The organism is Nisaea nitritireducens, assembly GCF_014904795.1.
GTDB lineage: Bacteria > Pseudomonadota > Alphaproteobacteria > Thalassobaculales > Thalassobaculaceae > Nisaea > Nisaea nitritireducens.
In genome coordinates this window covers 1-17,115 of record NZ_JACZFS010000002.1, presented here as the reverse complement: position 1 = coordinate 17,115, position 17,115 = coordinate 1, and the positions used below count along the sequence as shown (strand labels likewise).

Below are 17,115 nucleotides of genomic sequence, written 5' to 3'. Positions count from 1 at the left end.
GTCATTTCACCCACTTCTTTTCACCGATCAGGCTTTGTCCGAGCAACACCGCGCAGGCTTCGTCGCCGTTGAAAGCCATTGTGGCGGCGCCATGCACCAGATGCGCGACCTCTTCCGGCTGGTCAGCCCGCCAGGTCCGGACACCCATCAGCTTCAGCGCTGCTTCGGTCGCCTGCCCCATCGGGTTCTGCCACGGATTGAACTCCGCCCAGTCGCCGCGCATGGTCACCAGCATCAGCAGCGGAAAGCGGGTCATGGTCTGCAGCGCCAGGGTATTCAGGCAGTTTCCAACGCCGCTGGATTGCATCAGCAGAGCGCCGCGCTCACCTCCGAGCCAGGCACCGGAGAGATAGCCAATGCCCTCTTCCTCCGTGGTCAGCGCGAGCGACGTGATGCCGTTATCCTTCTCCGCCTCACGGATCGCCGTGGCGTGACCGGCATCGGGCACATAGACCAGATGACGGACATCGAAACTTTTCAGGATCGGCAGAATCTCATCCTGCCAGGATGGGGCCTCTTCGGCGGGCACTGCGGTCATCTCGACTCCGGAGCTTGATGAACGGCGGAAAGTATTGGCGTAGCGTTCGCGGAAGCAAAATACGAGAAGCATATTTCTCATTCAGATATGCCGTGATTTAATAGCTTATGGATTTGAGACAGCTTCGAACTTTCCTGCATGTCGCCGAGCTTGGCAGCCTGAGTCACGCGGCGGAGCGACTGCATATCGCCCAACCCGCGCTCGGCCGCCAGATCAGGCTGCTGGAAGAGGATCTCGGCGTCGCCTTGTTCACCCGGCACGGCCGCGGCATGGCCCTGACTTCCGCCGGCCGAGTCCTGACGGATCGCGCGTCGGCGATCCTGCGTCTGGTGGAAGACACCCGCGCCGAGGTTTCGGCCGAGCAGGATGCAGTGAAAGGGGCCGTATGCCTCGGCGTGCCGCCAACCATCGGGGAGGTGATCGCGGGCCGGATGGCGGAACGGTTTCTGAGAGACTATCCGGAAGTCACCCTGCGCATTGTTCCCGCCTTCAGCGGCTATCTTCTGGACATGATCCAGCGGGGTGAGGCCGACCTTGCCGTGATGTACGAGACCGGCGCGACGAGCCATATCCACACTGAGCCGCTGATCGAGGAGACACTCTATCTCATAGGTCCGCCCTCATCCGATCTGGAAATAGCGAAGCCCGTGCCCTTTCCGGGTCTGGCCGACCTCTCCATGATCCTGCCGGGATCGCGGCACGGCCTGCGTAACCTGCTCGAGAACGCCGCCGGCCGGGAAGGCATTGCATTGCGGGTATCGGTCGAGGCGGATGCCTTGCAGACCCTCAAGGAACTCGTCGCCCGGGGGCTCGGCTACACCGTCCTGCCCCTCGCCGCGGTCCATGCGGACATCAGCGCGGGCATCCTTCGGGCCGCGCCGATCGAGCGCCCGGCCCTGACCCGTAAAATGGTCCTGACCCGCTCCATCGTGCGTCCGGACACCAACGCCGTGCGGATCTTTGCCAGCACACTGAAAGCCGAAACGGCAGACATGGTCCAGCAGGGCATCTGGCAGGGGACGCTGCTGTCTTGAAGCGCATGTTTAGCTCTGCGCTCATGCGGGGCGCTATGCGATGGCTTCAACAAAGTAACGAGCAAAAGCGAAAAAGCTCGTGCTGGCATTGCGCGCCCTTACAAGTGGCCTTTCTCGAAATCGAGGCAACTCATTCCAAAGGCGGCGAGCCCTTCTTCCAGATAATCACCCAATAGCGGCATGCCGGTGAGATAGAGTGCGGTATGCTCCGTATGGCCGCCGGTAGCAGCGGCGAGGGCTTCGGTCCAATCCGCCCTGTCGTAGGTGCCTCGCCCTATCCAGGCGAGCGCAACCAGACGGTACTGCTCCTCCTCATTCAGGTCGTCGATAGCCTCGACAAGCTCCTGATAGGTAGGGTCATTTGCATAACCTTGCAAAACCTGACGCGCTTGATCGTCCGCAGCGTTCGACCCGTAATCCGGTTCGGTAACACCTTCCTTAACGTCGAAAGCGCGCGCCTTGACAACAATGAAGCAGATCTTGGCGAGATCCAGGTCGAGCTCGCCACTTTTCCCGGCGGTGGTCCCGGTCTGCGATGAAGTTTTCACAATTACCCTCCCGACAATCCAGGTGACTTCCCAATGGGCCCGCGGCAATACAGCTGCCACGTTCTACAGCTTGGCAAGATGAAACAGCGCCGTACTGCGCTGCATTGACGTGAGTCAATTTTCCCGCACTTTGCCGGGATTGCGCCTTTCAGGGATCGGCCCTCTGTTGCGCATGGCAAAGCCGATCGCTGAGACCAGAAGAGCGCCTGCACCTGCCAACGCCATGTCCTTCTGTGCATCCCAGAGATCCCCCTGGGCGCCGACATAGGCGATGCCGAGTTCCGCGCCGAACAGTTCAGCGGCACACCATTCAACGACCTCATAGGCCGCCGAAAAGCCGAGGATCATCATTGCCGGCACGAAGAAATACCCGATTGCACGCAGGCCGGCCCCCACGCCCAGAACTTCCCGGATTGGGCCGGTCAGGAGGAGACCGTAGGCGAAATGCACCACCCGGTCATAATGATTGCGCGCTGCTCCAAACCAGTCACTGACGGACACACCGGCCAGCGCCTCGGTCCAGTGATCGTAGGGAACCAGAGAATAGGTGTAATGCGCACCGACCGCATGGAGCGATAGAAACGCGACGATGGAGAGGAAAGAGAGCAGCGATAGCGTCCGCCAATGGCCGGACACGGATAGTCCCACAAAGAAAAACAGAACGAGCAAATTCTCCAGGGCCCAGTCGGCACGGTTGACCGGAGAGATCGCGAGACCGGCCCAGAAGATGCCATAGGCAAGAACGACCCATTGGCGGAAGCGAGGTCCGGCCGTCCAGCCCGCAGACTTGGATTCTTCAGTCTTGCGTTGCACGCGTCGGCCATAAGCTGCGGAGATCGGTCGGCAGAACCCTGACCAGCTTTCGTGCTTCGCCCGCGTCGACCTTGTCGCAGATCACCTCGAAGACAGCCTGCACGCCGCGTTCGGCCTCTCCGGCCAGAACTGCCGGTAATTGTGCGCGCACGCGTTCCAGGAACTCCTGCTTCTTGTCCTCGGCCGTTGGCGTTCCGGCCATGTGCCAGCCTTCAAACAACAAACCACGCAACAGCATCGGGAGTTGCGCCCCGAAATGCACAGCATTCTCGGGTCCGACCCGATCCCGCAAGGCATGCAACGTCGCCCGGAGAAACTGGTAGGCCACCTGCCGGTCGTCAGTATGAAGGCTCTCCATAATGGCCTTTAGCCACCCATGGCTTTCCTGAACTGTCGTGTCGAAGGTAGCAAGGCCACTGGTCATCGGACATCATCCATCTTTATTGCGGCACGCTGAAAAAGCAGGTGGAGAGATTCGAACGCTCGTCCGACTAATCCTCCATACTCACCCCACCTAAGACCGTGTGAACAGACATAACTGTAATCTTTTCCATTATTGATAGTGGCCATGTGCATGGATGCGCACAAGCAACGCGCCTTGTTTTTGGCCTTAAAACGCAGAAAACCGCTCGGGCATTTCTGCCTAAGCGGTTGATATATTTTAGGTAAGTTTGGTTGCGGGGGTAGGATTTGAACCTACGACCTTCAGGTTATGAGCCTGACGAGCTACCGGACTGCTCCATCCCGCGATACCAGATGAAGATTAGAATTCAATAACTTATAGACTTTTTCGAATTATATCAAGAATTGTCTTGAAGTTTTTGTGCCCTTTTTGTGCCTTGGAAGAAGCAGGACTCCGTCGATTTATTCCGCAACCGGCGCAAATAGGTCTCCGGCGATGGCGTCCATCACCTTGGCATTTTCGTCCGATTTGAAGAGATGACCGTAGCGATCCATCGTCACTTGCAAGCTCGAATGACCGGCGAATGTCTGAACCGTCTTGGGCGGGAGGTCGGCTTCGATCCACGTGCTGATGGCGAAATGCCGAAGCGAGTGCCAGTTGAAACGCACGGTCGGGCTTGCCTCGTCGGATAGCCCCGCCTCTTCGATCTTCTCGAACAGCGGGTACCATTGGCGCTTCACGAAATTGTCGTGACAGGTGAAGTTTCCCTTCCGGTTCGGAAAAACCAGATCGCCTTTCTGCGAGAACTTCGTGCGGAGCTTCCATTCCATGAGAAGCTGCACGACAGTCCGGCCGAGCGGGATCGTCCGCATACCGGCGGTGGTCTTGGTGACATCCTCGTCGCCATAGGCATCGACGCGGGTCTCGATCGTCACTTCGCCCTTGGTGAAATCGACATGCCGCCAGCGAAGGGCATTGAGTTCCCCTGCCCTAACGCCGGTGGCGCTCGCGAAGGCCAGCTTCACGCGGATGTCCTTGTCAGCGACCTCGATCAGCGCTTTCAGGGTTTCCTTCGGCGGTGGGACGATTTTCCGGCTTGCCTCGTCGCGCCGTCCGATCACCTTGATCCCGCGCGCCGGATTGAAGGCGATCAAATCGCGCTCGATGGCGAATTGCAGAACACCGTGCAAAGTCGTGATGATCCTCCGCGTGGTCGTCACCGAAACACCCGCCGCACGAAGATTGTCGCGGAACTCGATGACGGTGCCGGTGGTCAGATCGCCTAGCGACAAGTCGCCGATCCCGTCCGTGAAGGCGACCAGACGCGGATTGGCGCCGCGCCCCTCATGCCGTTCGGGGTCCCGGCAGATGTAGTTCCAGATATGGCCTTCATAGACGGCGAGATTGTGCCGCGTCATGCGCTCGCCGCGTTCCATGCGCTCCTCGCAATAGGCGAGGTATTGCTCGCAAGTAATTTGGAGACGCGTGTTTCTCGCTCCCGAGCGGTACGCGCCGGAATGGATTTGCCCCTCGATCTCAACGCGGAAGGCATCGGCTTCCTTCTTGGTCTGGAATTGCTTGCGTTCGCGCTTCCCATGGCGATCAACGAAGGTGACAGACCAAGCCGTGGTGACTTGTCCGTCCGCGTTTCGCCATTGCCGCTTGCGAATTGAGGCCATCCCTATCCCTGCTGGCCTCCGTCTCCGTTGTTCGGTATTCCGAGACTGCGTTCATCGAGAGCGTTGAAGAAGCGGCGCAGCGCGCTCTTGCGGGCGCAGATGCCGAGCCCTTTCACGCGGTAGATCGGCGCTTCGCCCTTCGAGGCGAGGTGGTAGACGCGGCGCCGGTTCCAGCGCCCGTCCTTGGTTTTCCATTGAAGCTCGCGGGCAATCTGCTCCGCGCTGGTGATCAAGTCGTCACCCAGTGTCAGGCTGTTTTCATCCTTCGGGGGGGTATTGTTGTTCATGGCGTACCCATCCTTTCCGGCCTTTCTATAGGCAGGCGGGAACGCGGCCACGGGCGGAAGCCGGGAGAAACTAGCGGTGGGCATAGTGCACCACCTCTCCGGCTATCGTGGTTGAGCCGTACTCAAGGGCTAGGTCCGTGGCGATATGCCAATAGTCGATGTATTTGCGGAAGGATTCCGGGATATCCCCGAACACCCCATCGGCCACCAATTGCTCGGCGTAGGATTCAAGGTTTGTGTAGGGAAGGATTTCGACGCCATCGAAATCCGGATCGCCCGCCACTTCCTCGTGGCTGTAGCCGCATTCACCGACAGCGATGATGTAGAGGCGCTTCCGGTCTTCCTCCCAATCACCTGCAGCCGTCAGATAGCCACCAAAATTGCCCTGATGTAGCTGCCATGCCTTGGCGAGTTCGCAGTCAATCCGCTCGCCATCGATGAATTGGATTTCAAACTCCTCAACCGGCTGGCCGTAGTCGTTGAGCGCCTTCGCGGCGTGTTCGTCGTACTGCTCCGCCGTCTCGAAATAGAAGCCCGTGGCGGCGATGTCATAAGGTTGTGCAAATAGCACGATGGTCATTTCCCTCTCCTCCTTTTGGTTTAGGGGTTGCGCATGCAACCCTTGCCCTTCGGCGAGAATGGAGATGGGAGGGGACAAGGAAAACCGATGCCCGGTGGTGCGGGCGCAGGCATAGCCGAGCCACGGCGGGTGTCTATTTTCCTTGTGGGGAGAAAGAGGCAAGGCCTCTTGGCTTCCCCCTAAATACGCAGCGCGATGGAGGATGCGTAGCAAAACTCAAATGCGCGAGGGATGGAATCCGGATGGCCGAAACTCGGTGCAAGCGAGGTTCGGTTCACGACAGCCCGGCCCGAAGGACGCGGTGAAACCGACTATCAAAATTCTCTCGATATAGTAGATTTCCGGGACTCAATAAGTTCGTTTTTTAAGAAAAAATCCACAAGAACACTTATGACAATGCCACGATGCATCATTACCGGAGAGTTGATCACACAGGAGAACAACTCCCGGGCACATATCATTCCCAGTGCGCTCGGCGGGCGATTGAAGCCGTGGGACATTCTGTCGAGGGATGGAAACGGTCTGCTCGGTGACAAGGTCGATTTGCCGCTTATTCGGGCCTTCCAGGCACTGATGAGCTTACTCAATGGATCTCGCGATCGGGGCGAAAACCAGCCTGTTCAAATGGTTGATGACAACGGTCGTTCCTACATTGTTGGCTTCGGTGATCCGGTAAAGCTGACAAAGCCCAGATACGAAGAAAAAGCGGCCGAAGACAGCGTACAAATCGAAATCGATGCCCGCAATCTGAAGGAATTAAAGACGTTACTTGGGCGGGTCAAATCGAAGTACCCCGAATTCGATATCGATGAAGCTCTGAGCCAAGCGGTCAACGTTCGAACTTGGCCGGATGGGGCACTCAAAGAGCAACTACAGATCGGTCCGTCCGTTGTTTTTCCGGCCCTATTCGTTTCGGCTTCGCTATTCGCCGTACATCACAAGCAGCAAGCGCACCCACTGCTCGAAGACTACGTATCGCAGTTTGATCCCGAGCAGCCAAAGATGCCACCTGATACATTCTATTTCATCCCATCAGATGAATGGATTTCGTCTCCGGCAGAGGTTTCACACATCGTTGCGATCATGGGGTGTGCCAAGGGTCAAAGAGCATTGGTGTATTTTGAGCTCTTTAACGCGGTTTCTGTCGGGGTGCTTTTACCCTATTCCGGGCAGTCTAATATTTGTGAAACTTACGCTGTAGACGTGCTCAGCGGCAGAGAAATCGTTCCGGTTATCGAGAAGAGCGTCATCTTCGGATTGCCCTGGGAGGCCACGCACCAGTTGGGTGATCCAGATCTCTACGAAATAACCGCAAATCGGATTGGCCGGTTGCTTCAGATTTCTCAAGAGCGAGCCTGGGATGCAAGGATCGAAGCCCTGAAAGCAGATATATTCAGTTTCGATGACGAACTGCCATTGACGCCCGAAGAAATGGCCAACGGAGTTGGAAAATTGGCTGATTTCGTGCTTCTTGAGTGGCAAAGACCGCTAATGACGGTTGAGATGATGAAGGCGGATATGGAAACGTTTAGCGAGTTGTGTTCCCACTTGTTGAGTGGCATCCCCGCCTCTGGGCGAGGGGCTTTTCAATCCCTCACCCAGCCTTACCAACAGAAGCTTGCTGACCACCTCAATAACAAACGTCGAAACAACGCCGGCCAGGCTTCGACCTGCAATGTAACACCATGTAATAATTGATATTTTCAGAAAATGCATAATCAACCCCCATCCATGATATCTCCAGTCACAGAGGTTGGCGGCGCCTTCCGCCCGATTCGGTTTGCGCGACGGAAGGTGTATCGCGGTAGAAATCGAAGCGTTCTGAACGCAATGTCACAAGCAAGTGGACACAACGCTCTCGCGCGGTATCCTCACCGAAAGCTGTCGGCGAAGTAGGACTCTAGACAATTTAGGCTAATTCCTTCAAAATGCGAAGATATACGTGAATACATACTTGGAATTTTGAGCAAAACGCAACCCAATGGCAAACACAAAGCAAATATTAGCAATGCTCAAGAGCAGAGCCGCTGGCGATGATGAACTTTTTTATTCAATCGCGCTGCAGGTTGCAGCGGCCGAAGCTAGACAAGGGCGCAGGACAACTGCGGAGGATATACGGGCGGCGGTTGATGAAGCTCGCGCTGCCTCCGGGTCAGGCCCAAGTGTTCCAATTTCCATTGCGAAGCCCAGAGGCGACTTACAGGGGCTCATTGAGCTACGTGAGCCCAAGATCGGACTTCGCGACGTTGTCCTAGAAGAAGGAACCAAATCTCGCCTCAATGATGTCATTCGCCAACAAACTAAGCGTGATTGGCTGCGCGAGCATGGCAAGACGCCTAGTCGCCGATTGCTCTTTGTGGGACCGCCAGGCTCAGGAAAGACGATGACAGGGGAGGCATTGGCCCATAGCTTGAGACTCCCACTTTTGGTCGTGCGTCTAGAGACCTTGATAACGCGGTTCATGGGCGAGACGGCAGCGAAGCTTCGGCTGGTTTTCGACGAGCTGAACCAGAGACGCGGCGTCTATCTATTCGATGAGTTTGATGCCTTGGGAGGGCGCAGGGATGCAACGAATGACGTTGCGGAGATGCGCAGAGTATTGAACTCGTTCCTCCAATTTATGGAAGAATCAAATACAACTGATAGCCTTGTCGTCGCGGCTACAAATCACCCGGAAATCTTGGATCGAGCGCTTCTGAGACGTTTTGATCTTATTCTTGAATTCGATCTTCCAACACCAAATCAAATTCGTGATGTTGTTAAGCGAAATATCAGGCCATTGAAATTAAACCGTCCTGGATGGAAATCGATAGAGAGTGCAGCTAGCGGATTGAGCCAATCTGAGATCGCACGTGCGACCGAAGATGCTGCGAAGATGGCGATCTTGGAAGAGCGGAATTCGATCTCGACCACTGATCTTATATTCAATCTGACAAACCGTTCAAAGATGCAGAAGATTTTTTCATCTCAGATACCAAGGCATTGAGTAAATGCCTCAGGACTATGATCGCCCTCATATCAACTTCTCCGATACCGCTAGCACCCAAAGCTATCAAGCTCCAGTAATTGGGAGAGGGGCGGGAACGGCTCTACGTGACCGAACGGAACATGGTACACGGTTGAGCGGAGAGATGGAGTTGGCTTTCTCTGGGGCGGACGAAATGCGTCCACTGGACGACAGAGTCCCTGAGGTTGATGGCTCTTATATCGAGGTGCAACTGGTACCTGAGAAAGACCCCGGCTCACTGGAACGTGGTCCGCGCGTTCCGACTGACGGAAGCCCAGACCAAAAAATTCGCCCTGGTGCGACACATCTGGAAAGCAATGGCGGAAAGAGCGTCGCGCTATTCGTGCCAGATAGTCAGCGTGCTGTGCTGGAGGAGATCCTCAGTGAATACACGACGGGGGATCTTACGGAGAAAGGTAATCCACCAAACAACGCCTATGTTTCGGGCATCGAGAGCATCAGGCAGGCGCGCCTTGAGACTTTCTGGACCGACGATATTGCTAGGTTGCCATCCAGTCCGAACCTCGCTTTCTGGTGGGAGGTCTGGTGTTACAGGACCAGGGTGCAGCGATTTGAAGCCATCGCTCAAGCGGTTGGCGCTGTGGTAGCCAACAGAGATCAATGGCTAACCTTTCCTGAGTCCGTCGTAGTTCCAGTCAGAACAACGCGCGTGACCATTGAGTTGCTGCTCTTTGCCGCGTCAGGAATTGCAGAGCTAAGACAAGCTTCAGCAACGCCGACATTCTTCGTCGAGGCAACGCCTGACGAGCAACGTGCATGGACGGAGGAACTGGCCGGACGGGTCGTTTGGCCTGGAACCCAAGCGCCGGCTGTTTGTTTGCTAGATACTGGCGTTAATCGGGGGCACATTTTATTGGAGCCGGCGTTGGCTCCAAGTGACTTGGATACCGTGAATGCTGCCTGGGGTGCATCTGATTCCGAAGGACATGGCACGGAGATGGCTGGGATTGCTTTGTTAGGCGATCTCACTTTGGCGCTTCAGGATATGGCGCCGGTCCGTTTAGCTCACCGCCTTGAATCAGTAAAGGTGATTGCTCCGCAGGGCACTTCGCAGGTCGACCTAAAGAGCTACGGCCCCATAACGCAGGCAGCAGTTTCCCTTCCCGAGATCAACTCTCCGGAACGTGCACGGGTCTACTGTATGGCAATCACGAACGATGGCGTTTCAGGTGCGCGGCCGTCAACCTGGAGCGCGGCACTCGATCAGGCGGCGGCCGGAACAATGAGCGGCGAGGATGACGGGCCAAAACGGCTGTTGGTGGTAGCGGCTGGAAATGCGCCGTCGCCGATTGAGATGTCACGAGTTCGTTCCATCGAAGAGTACCCGATAGAAGATCCGGGCCAGTCGTGGAATGCCCTTACAGTTGGCGGCGTTACAGAGAAGATCAGAATTGACGATGAGGGCTACGAAGCGTGGTCACCGATGGTGAACGCCGGAGAGCCTAGCCCGTTCACTAGAACTTCTGTGACATGGCCCTCCGGCAGGGCACCGTTCAAACCCGATGTGGTCTTTGAGGCAGGAAATCGGGGCGTCCGACCAGATGGAACCGAGGCCTTGGACCTAGAATCGCTCGGCGTTCTCACCACTGGAGCGGATGTCGATAGGAGTCCATTGGTTCCCTTCCGCGCAACCAGCGCAGCGACAGCGGAGGCGTCTCGCCTCGCCGCGCGGCTAATGGCCGATCATCCAGACCTATGGCCAGAGACTCATCGGGCTCTGATCGTCCATAGCGCGGAATGGACAGACGCCATGCGAGCGAGGCTAGATCAGGCACACGGGGTCCGGGAGCGATATGATTTGCTTCGGATTTTTGGATATGGCGTTCCGAGTTTCGAAAGAGCCTCACGATCTGCGCAGAACGATCTGGCCATTGTGTCGGAGCAGGTGATTCAGCCCTTCAAATCGCAAGGACGGCGGTTTAGGGACTGTCACTACTACCCATTGCCTTGGCCTCGTGAAATCCTAGAGGAATTGGATAACCACTTTGTACGTTTGCGAGTAACGCTCTCGTACTTCGTCGATCCCAATCCAGGAGCGTCGGCGTCGATCTATCCGATGAGATACCAGTCTTTCGGCCTTCGGTTCGATCTCCGCCGCAATAGAGAGACCGTAGATAGCTTCAAGCAACGCGTGAACGCCGCCGAGCGAGAAGATCCGACCAGATCGATGGCTTCCCAATCGGATGACGGACGTTGGATGTTTGGGCCAAGAGCGGTGTCAGCGGGTTCGTTGCATTGTGATGAGTGGAATGGCCCCGCTATCGAACTCGCTGGCCGCAACATAATCTGTGTCAAGCCAGTCGGCGGTTGGTGGCGAGATCGTGCATCTCCAGCGGTGGCGAACCAAAGAGGACGCTATGCGTTGGTGGTTACGCTATCTGCACCAGATACGGAGGTGGACCTCCATACGCCGATCGCGACAGCCATTGAGGCAGGTATCGGAATTGAAGTTCCTATCTGAGGCTTGCAAGCGCAACACGCCAAGCTATTGCATCATTGCGAGATGAAACGCTCGATAGCGTTTCGAGTGGTTGACCGGCGATACGGTCTGATTGGTGCGGAGCGCCAACCGCCTGGGGGATGAAACGGGGGCACGCGAAGTGGCCCCCTTTCCGAACGGTAACGTGTTACCGTGAGACAAGCGGTGCGTACTACGCACACATCTTGCGCGCAGCGGTATTCCTGAATGTTGTTTCACACTCGATTTTTTTGACCCAGTTTTGACGGTGCAGTATCGAGTCACCCGTCATCCGGCACCTCATCAGCAAGGGCATATTCGATCGCGGTCAACGCGGATTGAATGGCAATCAACTTAGCCTGAAGGCTCTAAATTTTCGCGATGAGATCATTTACTTTTTCACGTTCCACGACAGGTTTTTTTCCATTTTGGTTGAGACTTCAAGGCTTGCGCTGGGGCAATAGCCCCTGCCGCTTGAAAGCGCGCTGCAAGGTGACACGGGAGACGCCTAGCAAAGCGGCGACGTAGCGGTGGGGATAGTCGGTCTCGGTGATCCAGTCATAAGCGTCACGGACGACTTGTGACTTGAGAGACCTCGGCCTACCAATGACCTTACCCTTGCGCCGCGCGGCCTCCATGCCTTCGACGGTGCGCCGGGCTATGATCCGGCGCTCGTACTGCGCGAACCCGGCGAGGATTGTGTAGAATAGCTCGCCCTCCGGCGTGGTCGTATCCACCTGCAAGCTGATGATGCGGAAATGCACGCCGCGCGCCCGCAGAGCCTCGGCGGTCAGGATCGCGTCTACCGTAGAACGGAAAGCCCGGTCCAAATCCCAAACCACGAAGGTATCACCCCGCCGAAGATGCGCGATGACGGTATCGAAGACAGGCCGCGCCTTGGCGACGGCGGAGACATATTCGATATGAAGCATGTCGCAGACCTCCCGCAGCCCATGGGCCTGACGGTCGGTATTTTGGTCGGGTGTGGAGACTCGAAGATAAGCGTGGCGCTCGGGAACAGCAGCCATGGGGGAACCTGTACAAAAGCGATGCCTTTCGTACAGTGATTCCGATGCCGCAACGTGCGCTTGACGCAGATCTAGATTGGCGCAATTCCGCCGTTCCGCAAGTCGTATTTTTCTTCGCTCCTCTTTGATGTTATCCGGTGCAAATCCGATCCCTTATGAACATCAGAAAGTACCTCGCGAGCGCAATAGCCGCCGCGTTGGTTATGGCTGTTTATCCACAGATTTCTCAGGCGGAGACTTTTACAAGCCGGGAGTTTCTTACGTGGAAGTCGGAAAGTCGCGTCGCATTTATCGGTAATTCTGTAAGCATGGTTGCTGTCGTCGCCACCCAGTTCGACAAGGAACAGGCCCGCTGTATAAATGCCTGGCATGCAGGGCAGCACAATGAGGGATACCCGGAGCTGCTGCGACTATTGCGGCAGTACGCGGACTATCATCCGCAGGGCGTCATTTTATCCCTTCTACAAAAGCGATGCGGCAAGCTGAACCCTGACGACTGACCCCTAACCGCCTAAGGGCGGCAACTTAACCTCTTGGGAGGCGAACGGCCTCACTGCGTGTTCCTCGTTTTTTTCGAGCCCGATAGTCAGGGATGTAGATTCAATATCGTCCTGCATGTCCCTGAGATCATCAGCGCTTGGCGGATTGTCCGGATCTTCGAGGCGATTGCGGTAATCGCCAAGCCTGTCTTGGAAGCCTCGCAAGTCATCAACTCGCTTCCGCGCGGCATCAAATTCACTCTTACCAGAGCGATAGTCATTGTACTCCGGCGCGCCGTCTTTCCACACGATTGAGGCGAGATCATCGCCTGTTACTTGATTACCGTGCTCGTCATACACGACGCCGGTGATGGAATCGCGGAACACCTTCGTGCCGTCCGGCAATGTGTTCGCCCGGTCCATCAATTCATCGAATTCAGCTTTGGCCTTATCCAAAGCCTTGCGTGCAGCGACAAGCGTCGCTTCGGTCGCGATCTCGGTATCACGGAGCATATCGGCAGTCTCGTAATAGAGATCGGCATAGACAGGATCGCTGAGAAGCATTTCGAGCCGTGACAGAGCGGCCTTTTCTTTCTCGGCTTTGCGCTCGCGCGAACCCTGCTTGCTATCGTGATGTTCAGGAAGACGGGTGCCAAGGTAGCCGGAGAGAGTTCCGGCAAGTTCTGCATTGGCAAGATCAAGCTCGCGGCCCGCTTCCGTCAATGCATCTAATCTTTTCTGATCGTCGTCCTGCCTGTCCATGTACCCTCAATTAACCATTTAAATATTATATCATTTTCGACCGCCCACCTGCAAACTTGACCAGGGTACGATGGTGGTCTGGATGCGCGCCCTTCACCTATCGTCTCCAGACCCAGCTTCCACCCTCATCGCACGCAATACGCGGTGATAGTGCTTCCCTCCCTGTGTGCCCGACACGACAAGCAACTCCGGCGATCTCGAACGGCTCGCCGAGCCAAGCCGGTCCGCTTTTTCCGGTCACTCCCTTCTCTTGCATCTTCGCACTGGCCCAACCGAGCGCGGCTGCTTCGATGCGCTGAACGCGAGGCGGATACGACTTGGAGCCTTGTTCGCCGACCAACGGCGTCCAGGCCAGCGCCTGGGCAAGCGTCCCCTGCAGTTTGGCAAGCGCGAATCCAGCGAAGTAATCCGCCTCCAACTCGCGATACGGTAGAGATCTGGGATGGCTCATAAGCAGGTGTCCGATCTCGTGAGCCATGATCCCGGCTTCGCTCCAGATCACCCGACCGTTGTCCCAATGGAAATGCTCCCGATCGTAGATGATCATTCTCTTGCCGCCCACTCGCCCCGCGACCGCGATGCAACCACTGCCGCCGAAGTCACCTTCGCGGACCTCGAAGTTCCGCGTCACGCCGATCGTGGCCACGATGGTATCGACGATAGCCACAGCCTCGGGACGCGGCGGGGCATGATCCCGGACACAGGGACTCCCCAGCACACTTGCTCCCAAGGTCGAGGATGTACGCTCAAAACCAGAGCCGCCATGAGCGCGTTGATCGCAAACCAGAATACCGCCAGGCATTTGAATGCAGCCCGGCTCCTCCGGCTTTTTCGGCCAGATTCTTGGAGCCGGGACATCCGGAGACGGAACAGACGGCATGGGTCCCGGAGCTCTTGGGCGTTCCGGAGCAGGGTCGGCGCCCTTGAATATGTCGGCCAGGATCAGAGCGAGCACGGCTAGGAACACGAGCGGAACCAGCACAGTGCGACCCGCTCGGGCGTAAAACGGAGACCTATGCATGACGGTCCTCCCCCGCTTCGCTTTCGAGGTTCGGGTCGTAACCGATCGCCACATTGTCGATCAGGCCGCTGGATTCATCATCGAGCCCGAATTGTCTCAACCAGGCCTCGGACGCTTTTCGGACTGCCTTCTCCTCGGTGGTCACATTCAGCACCTTGCTGATGAAAGCTTGCCGGGCAGTCATGGTGGCCGTCATGACGTGAATACTGATCAGCATGATCAGAGGTGCCGCGAAGTCGATTCCCAGACCGAGCACCCAGAATCCGGCGAATTCCTTCCAGAAGAGGATCACGCCGATCGCTACACCGACCTTTTCGAAAACCGGCGGCTCACCCGCCGATTTCATCAACTGAGACCGGGCCGCTTCGATGATCGGAGCGGCGCGCTGCTTGATGAGAGATTGATAGCGGGCAAACGCCTCTCTCTGCTTGGCCGCGATCGCGGCACTCCCCGACAGGACCACAACGGCACCAAGGTCGCGACTGGTCGCCTCAAGTGACGCTATGGCCGCCCGTACGGCGTCGGTCGCATCGATCTGCACGACCTCGGTTCGCCAAGCGGATTCCTTCGCATCGAACTTTTGCCAACGCTCCATTGGTCGCATGCGATCATTGGCGATCTTGCGCATACCCGCGATGCGGGCCATCGCCTCTTTGTGATCCAGATCAACTGCGTCAAGGGTGGCCTCAATCGTGTCGATGAGGCGCGCCAAATTCTCCGAAGCGATGCCCAATTCTCGCTCGACAGCTCCAGAGCCGCCGATCCCGGTGGAAACACCTTCCTTACGCTCCAGCTCGCTATACCGCGCAAGTTCGCTGGAAAGGCCCGCGATTTGCGGCTTCAAATGGCCAACAGCAAGCGCGTGACGGTGTATTTCCGCCGTGTACCGCTCGGCAGCAGCGATGCCACCACGCATCTGGATCGCATCAATATGGTCTTTGGCAAAGCCAGAGACCATGAACCACGTGCTGGCGGCCATGATCGCCGACATGCCGATGGCCGTTTTGATCAGGGCAGCGGACCGCTCGAGGACGTTCCGCTCATGCACAGCACTGCGGAAAAGGGTTCTCCAGATTAGCCATATCATGACACCGCTGGCGAGCGCCAAGGCGGCGGCCATGGACTTGCCGTACCAATCGGAAGCTTCGAAAGCCTCGGCGGCGCCGTTGTAGGTGAAAAGTGTCGAGATGATCGCAATGATCACGATACCTCGTTGGAACCACTCAAGGCGTTCCTTAACGAGATCGGAAATGAAACTGTTGCTCATAATCGCAACTCCCGGCTCGGGGCGACACGCAGGCCGCCGGTCGGTTAAATCGCCGCCACAAAAATCTCTGATGGCGGTTGGCTGGAAATTGCCTGGGTAGTTTCCGGAGGTCGGGCGGGTCTTCAGCGAAACCCTGGGCGGATATCCGGGAGGATTCTCCAATCGGCCTTCGGAAAGTGATTCAGCCGCGATCAGTGTCGCGGCTGAACCGTTTCCTCAGGCCTTGTCCCAACCCGGAGGCACGACACTGGGATCGCGCAACAGGGCATTTCTTTTCGCCACATCCATCCAGGTCACGCGCGGCACGCAGCTCTCATGAAGCCGCTGCCGCGCCGTTCCGGACGCCCGTTGCTTGTGAGCATTGACATATCGGCGTGGGTCTTGGCCGAACAATTCCTCGATATGAACATCTTCCAGATCGACGAGATTCCCATTTCGATCGATCACATCTCTTTCGAGACGCATGTAGAGTTCGTCCAATATCCAGTCGATTGTGTCGTCACCGGACAGGTTCAATGCCACATAGAACCGGGCCAGCCCCTGATTGAACAATGGACGCCTGATGACTCTCACAGGCGTGAAACGGATTGGCTCCATTTCGGGTCTCCTCAGCTATGAGGAGAGGCCTCTCCCTTGGTTGAAAGGGCGTTCGAACTGGGGCCAGCATTCGAGGTTTCGAGGCTGCCGTCTAAGCTAGAAACCCCTAGTTTTCCCTAACTCAACTCTCTGTTTTTATTATGATAAATCGATGGCGCTTGCATTTTACCTATTCGTTTTGTTACGATATCGAAATGAATAGAAGACTTGAAGACGGATCAATCGACAAAGAGTTTACGGTGAGTGTGCTCATTGACAGACACGGCAAGGTTCTGAGGGAGATTTGGCGCCAGAATGGAGTTGCTGAAAGAGTTGGTGGTCCAGCGTTAACGACCTATGACAGCGACACAGGAAACATCAAAAGCCAATTCTGGGAGCATAATGGTGAGTTTTCCCGATTAGACGGCGGACCGGCGGTGATCCACTTCGACACCGTTACCGGTCAGGTGTCTCGGAAGGAGTATTGGGTAGCTGGGAAAAAGCACCGAGACAATGATCAACCTGCTCATATCGAATATGGCAGCAAGTCAAAAGTTAAAAGACTGGAGTATTATAAGAATGGGCAGTGCCATCGCGACAACGGGCCTGCGGTT

Annotated in this window: 18 protein-coding genes and 1 tRNA gene; 6 read left to right on the top strand and 13 right to left on the bottom strand. The window is 56.5% G+C overall.

Annotated elements, in window-relative coordinates; translation table 11 throughout:
- Position 1: 1 nt before the first annotated feature.
- Positions 2–538 (bottom strand): thiamine pyrophosphate-binding protein, encoded by a 537-nt coding sequence (locus IG629_RS00190; protein ID WP_193169983.1) that lies wholly within the window; start codon positions 536–538, stop codon positions 2–4.
- A gap of 107 nt (positions 539–645) precedes the next feature.
- On the opposite strand from IG629_RS00190, the gene IG629_RS00185 reads away from it, so the two are divergent.
- The gene (locus tag IG629_RS00185) at positions 646–1,572 is read left to right on the top strand and encodes a LysR family transcriptional regulator (RefSeq protein ID WP_193169982.1); all 927 of its coding nucleotides are present in this window, start codon (positions 646–648) and stop codon (positions 1,570–1,572) included.
- A gap of 98 nt (positions 1,573–1,670) precedes the next feature.
- Here IG629_RS00185 and IG629_RS22930 read toward each other — a convergent pair whose 3' ends face one another.
- The 7 genes from IG629_RS22930 to IG629_RS00150 form a co-directional block, all read right to left on the bottom strand.
- Positions 1,671–2,120, bottom strand: a complete 450-nt coding sequence (locus IG629_RS22930) for a DUF3775 domain-containing protein (RefSeq protein ID WP_319024982.1) — start codon at positions 2,118–2,120, stop codon at positions 1,671–1,673.
- A gap of 114 nt (positions 2,121–2,234) precedes the next feature.
- Entirely contained in the window at positions 2,235–2,933 is a 699-nt protein-coding gene (locus tag IG629_RS00175) for a DUF2238 domain-containing protein (protein ID WP_193169981.1), read from the bottom strand.
- Positions 2,917–3,357: a DUF2267 domain-containing protein gene (locus tag IG629_RS00170; protein WP_193169980.1), complete on the bottom strand. Its 441-nt coding sequence runs from the start codon at positions 3,355–3,357 to the stop codon at positions 2,917–2,919. Before IG629_RS00170 ends, IG629_RS00175 begins: the two co-directional genes overlap by 17 nt.
- A gap of 248 nt (positions 3,358–3,605) precedes the next feature.
- Positions 3,606–3,682: transfer RNA gene (locus tag IG629_RS00165), tRNA-Met, on the bottom strand.
- A gap of 115 nt (positions 3,683–3,797) precedes the next feature.
- The gene (locus tag IG629_RS00160; RefSeq protein ID WP_193169979.1) at positions 3,798–5,015 is read right to left on the bottom strand and encodes a site-specific integrase; all 1,218 of its coding nucleotides are present in this window, start codon (positions 5,013–5,015) and stop codon (positions 3,798–3,800) included.
- 2 nt (positions 5,016–5,017) lie between these two features.
- On the bottom strand, positions 5,018–5,302 hold the full coding sequence (locus IG629_RS00155; protein ID WP_193169978.1) for a hypothetical protein: 285 nt from the start codon (positions 5,300–5,302) through the stop codon (positions 5,018–5,020).
- A 70-nt stretch (positions 5,303–5,372) separates the two neighbouring features.
- Complete coding sequence (locus IG629_RS00150) at positions 5,373–5,882, bottom strand: antirestriction protein ArdA (protein ID WP_193169977.1); 510 nt, start codon at positions 5,880–5,882, stop codon at positions 5,373–5,375.
- Positions 5,883–6,272: 390 nt separating this feature from the next.
- Between IG629_RS00150 and IG629_RS00145 the strand changes: the two genes are divergently transcribed.
- The 3 genes from IG629_RS00145 to IG629_RS00135 all read left to right on the top strand — a co-directional run bounded on the left by IG629_RS00145 (position 6,273) and on the right by IG629_RS00135 (position 11,371).
- Complete coding sequence (locus tag IG629_RS00145) at positions 6,273–7,580, top strand: hypothetical protein (protein ID WP_193169976.1); 1,308 nt, start codon at positions 6,273–6,275, stop codon at positions 7,578–7,580.
- Between the two features lie 283 nt (positions 7,581–7,863).
- Positions 7,864–8,868, top strand: coding sequence for an AAA family ATPase (locus IG629_RS00140; RefSeq protein ID WP_193169975.1), 1,005 nt, complete (start codon positions 7,864–7,866; stop codon positions 8,866–8,868).
- Positions 8,869–9,013: 145 nt separating this feature from the next.
- The gene (locus IG629_RS00135) at positions 9,014–11,371 is read left to right on the top strand and encodes a S8 family peptidase (RefSeq protein WP_226886333.1); all 2,358 of its coding nucleotides are present in this window, start codon (positions 9,014–9,016) and stop codon (positions 11,369–11,371) included.
- A gap of 437 nt (positions 11,372–11,808) precedes the next feature.
- Here IG629_RS00135 and IG629_RS00130 read toward each other — a convergent pair whose 3' ends face one another.
- Positions 11,809–12,396 carry a recombinase family protein gene (locus tag IG629_RS00130; protein ID WP_193169973.1) on the bottom strand — a complete coding sequence of 196 codons (588 nt, stop codon included), beginning with the start codon at positions 12,394–12,396 and terminating at the stop codon, positions 11,809–11,811.
- Positions 12,397–12,551: 155 nt separating this feature from the next.
- On the opposite strand from IG629_RS00130, the gene IG629_RS00125 reads away from it, so the two are divergent.
- Positions 12,552–12,896: a hypothetical protein gene (locus IG629_RS00125; protein WP_193169972.1), complete on the top strand. Its 345-nt coding sequence runs from the start codon at positions 12,552–12,554 to the stop codon at positions 12,894–12,896.
- Between the two features lie 3 nt (positions 12,897–12,899).
- Here the strand turns inward: IG629_RS00125 and IG629_RS00120 are convergent, their stop codons facing one another.
- The 4 genes from IG629_RS00120 to IG629_RS00105 form a co-directional block, all read right to left on the bottom strand.
- On the bottom strand, positions 12,900–13,637 hold the full coding sequence (locus IG629_RS00120) for a hypothetical protein (RefSeq protein ID WP_193169971.1): 738 nt from the start codon (positions 13,635–13,637) through the stop codon (positions 12,900–12,902).
- Between the two features lie 97 nt (positions 13,638–13,734).
- Entirely contained in the window at positions 13,735–14,658 is a 924-nt protein-coding gene (locus IG629_RS00115; RefSeq protein ID WP_193169970.1) for a M48 family metalloprotease, read from the bottom strand.
- A complete protein-coding gene (locus IG629_RS00110) occupies positions 14,651–15,925 on the bottom strand; it encodes a hypothetical protein (protein ID WP_193169969.1) in 1,275 nt (424 codons plus the stop codon). The genes IG629_RS00115 and IG629_RS00110 overlap by 8 nt, the downstream gene beginning before the upstream one ends.
- 216 nt (positions 15,926–16,141) lie before the next feature.
- Positions 16,142–16,522, bottom strand: a complete 381-nt coding sequence (locus IG629_RS00105) for a hypothetical protein (RefSeq protein ID WP_193169968.1) — start codon at positions 16,520–16,522, stop codon at positions 16,142–16,144.
- Between the two features lie 194 nt (positions 16,523–16,716).
- On the opposite strand from IG629_RS00105, the gene IG629_RS00100 reads away from it, so the two are divergent.
- The coding region (locus IG629_RS00100) for a hypothetical protein (RefSeq protein ID WP_226886332.1) at positions 16,717–17,115 on the top strand (399 nt) is incomplete at its 3' end.

What these genes read in the sequence shown, in the direction of transcription:
- IG629_RS00155 (WP_193169978.1), bottom strand. Translation starts at nt 5,302, where the DNA reads ATGAACAACAATACCCCCCCGAAGGATGAAAACAGCCTGACACTGGGT.
- IG629_RS00150 (WP_193169977.1), bottom strand. Translation starts at nt 5,882, where the DNA reads ATGACCATCGTGCTATTTGCACAACCTTATGACATCGCCGCCACGGGC.
- IG629_RS00135 (WP_226886333.1), top strand. Translation starts at nt 9,014, where the DNA reads ATGGAGTTGGCTTTCTCTGGGGCGGACGAAATGCGTCCACTGGACGAC.
- IG629_RS00190 (WP_193169983.1), bottom strand. Translation starts at nt 538, where the DNA reads ATGACCGCAGTGCCCGCCGAAGAGGCCCCATCCTGGCAGGATGAGATT.
- IG629_RS00140 (WP_193169975.1), top strand. Translation starts at nt 7,864, where the DNA reads ATGGCAAACACAAAGCAAATATTAGCAATGCTCAAGAGCAGAGCCGCT.
- IG629_RS00115 (WP_193169970.1), bottom strand. Translation starts at nt 14,658, where the DNA reads ATGCATAGGTCTCCGTTTTACGCCCGAGCGGGTCGCACTGTGCTGGTT.
- IG629_RS00120 (WP_193169971.1), bottom strand. Translation starts at nt 13,637, where the DNA reads ATGGACAGGCAGGACGACGATCAGAAAAGATTAGATGCATTGACGGAA.
- IG629_RS00170 (WP_193169980.1), bottom strand. Translation starts at nt 3,357, where the DNA reads ATGACCAGTGGCCTTGCTACCTTCGACACGACAGTTCAGGAAAGCCAT.
- IG629_RS00145 (WP_193169976.1), top strand. Translation starts at nt 6,273, where the DNA reads ATGACAATGCCACGATGCATCATTACCGGAGAGTTGATCACACAGGAG.
- IG629_RS00160 (WP_193169979.1), bottom strand. Translation starts at nt 5,015, where the DNA reads ATGGCCTCAATTCGCAAGCGGCAATGGCGAAACGCGGACGGACAAGTC.
- IG629_RS00125 (WP_193169972.1), top strand. Translation starts at nt 12,552, where the DNA reads ATGAACATCAGAAAGTACCTCGCGAGCGCAATAGCCGCCGCGTTGGTT.
- IG629_RS00105 (WP_193169968.1), bottom strand. Translation starts at nt 16,522, where the DNA reads ATGGAGCCAATCCGTTTCACGCCTGTGAGAGTCATCAGGCGTCCATTG.
- IG629_RS00110 (WP_193169969.1), bottom strand. Translation starts at nt 15,925, where the DNA reads ATGAGCAACAGTTTCATTTCCGATCTCGTTAAGGAACGCCTTGAGTGG.
- IG629_RS00185 (WP_193169982.1), top strand. Translation starts at nt 646, where the DNA reads ATGGATTTGAGACAGCTTCGAACTTTCCTGCATGTCGCCGAGCTTGGC.
- IG629_RS00130 (WP_193169973.1), bottom strand. Translation starts at nt 12,396, where the DNA reads ATGGCTGCTGTTCCCGAGCGCCACGCTTATCTTCGAGTCTCCACACCC.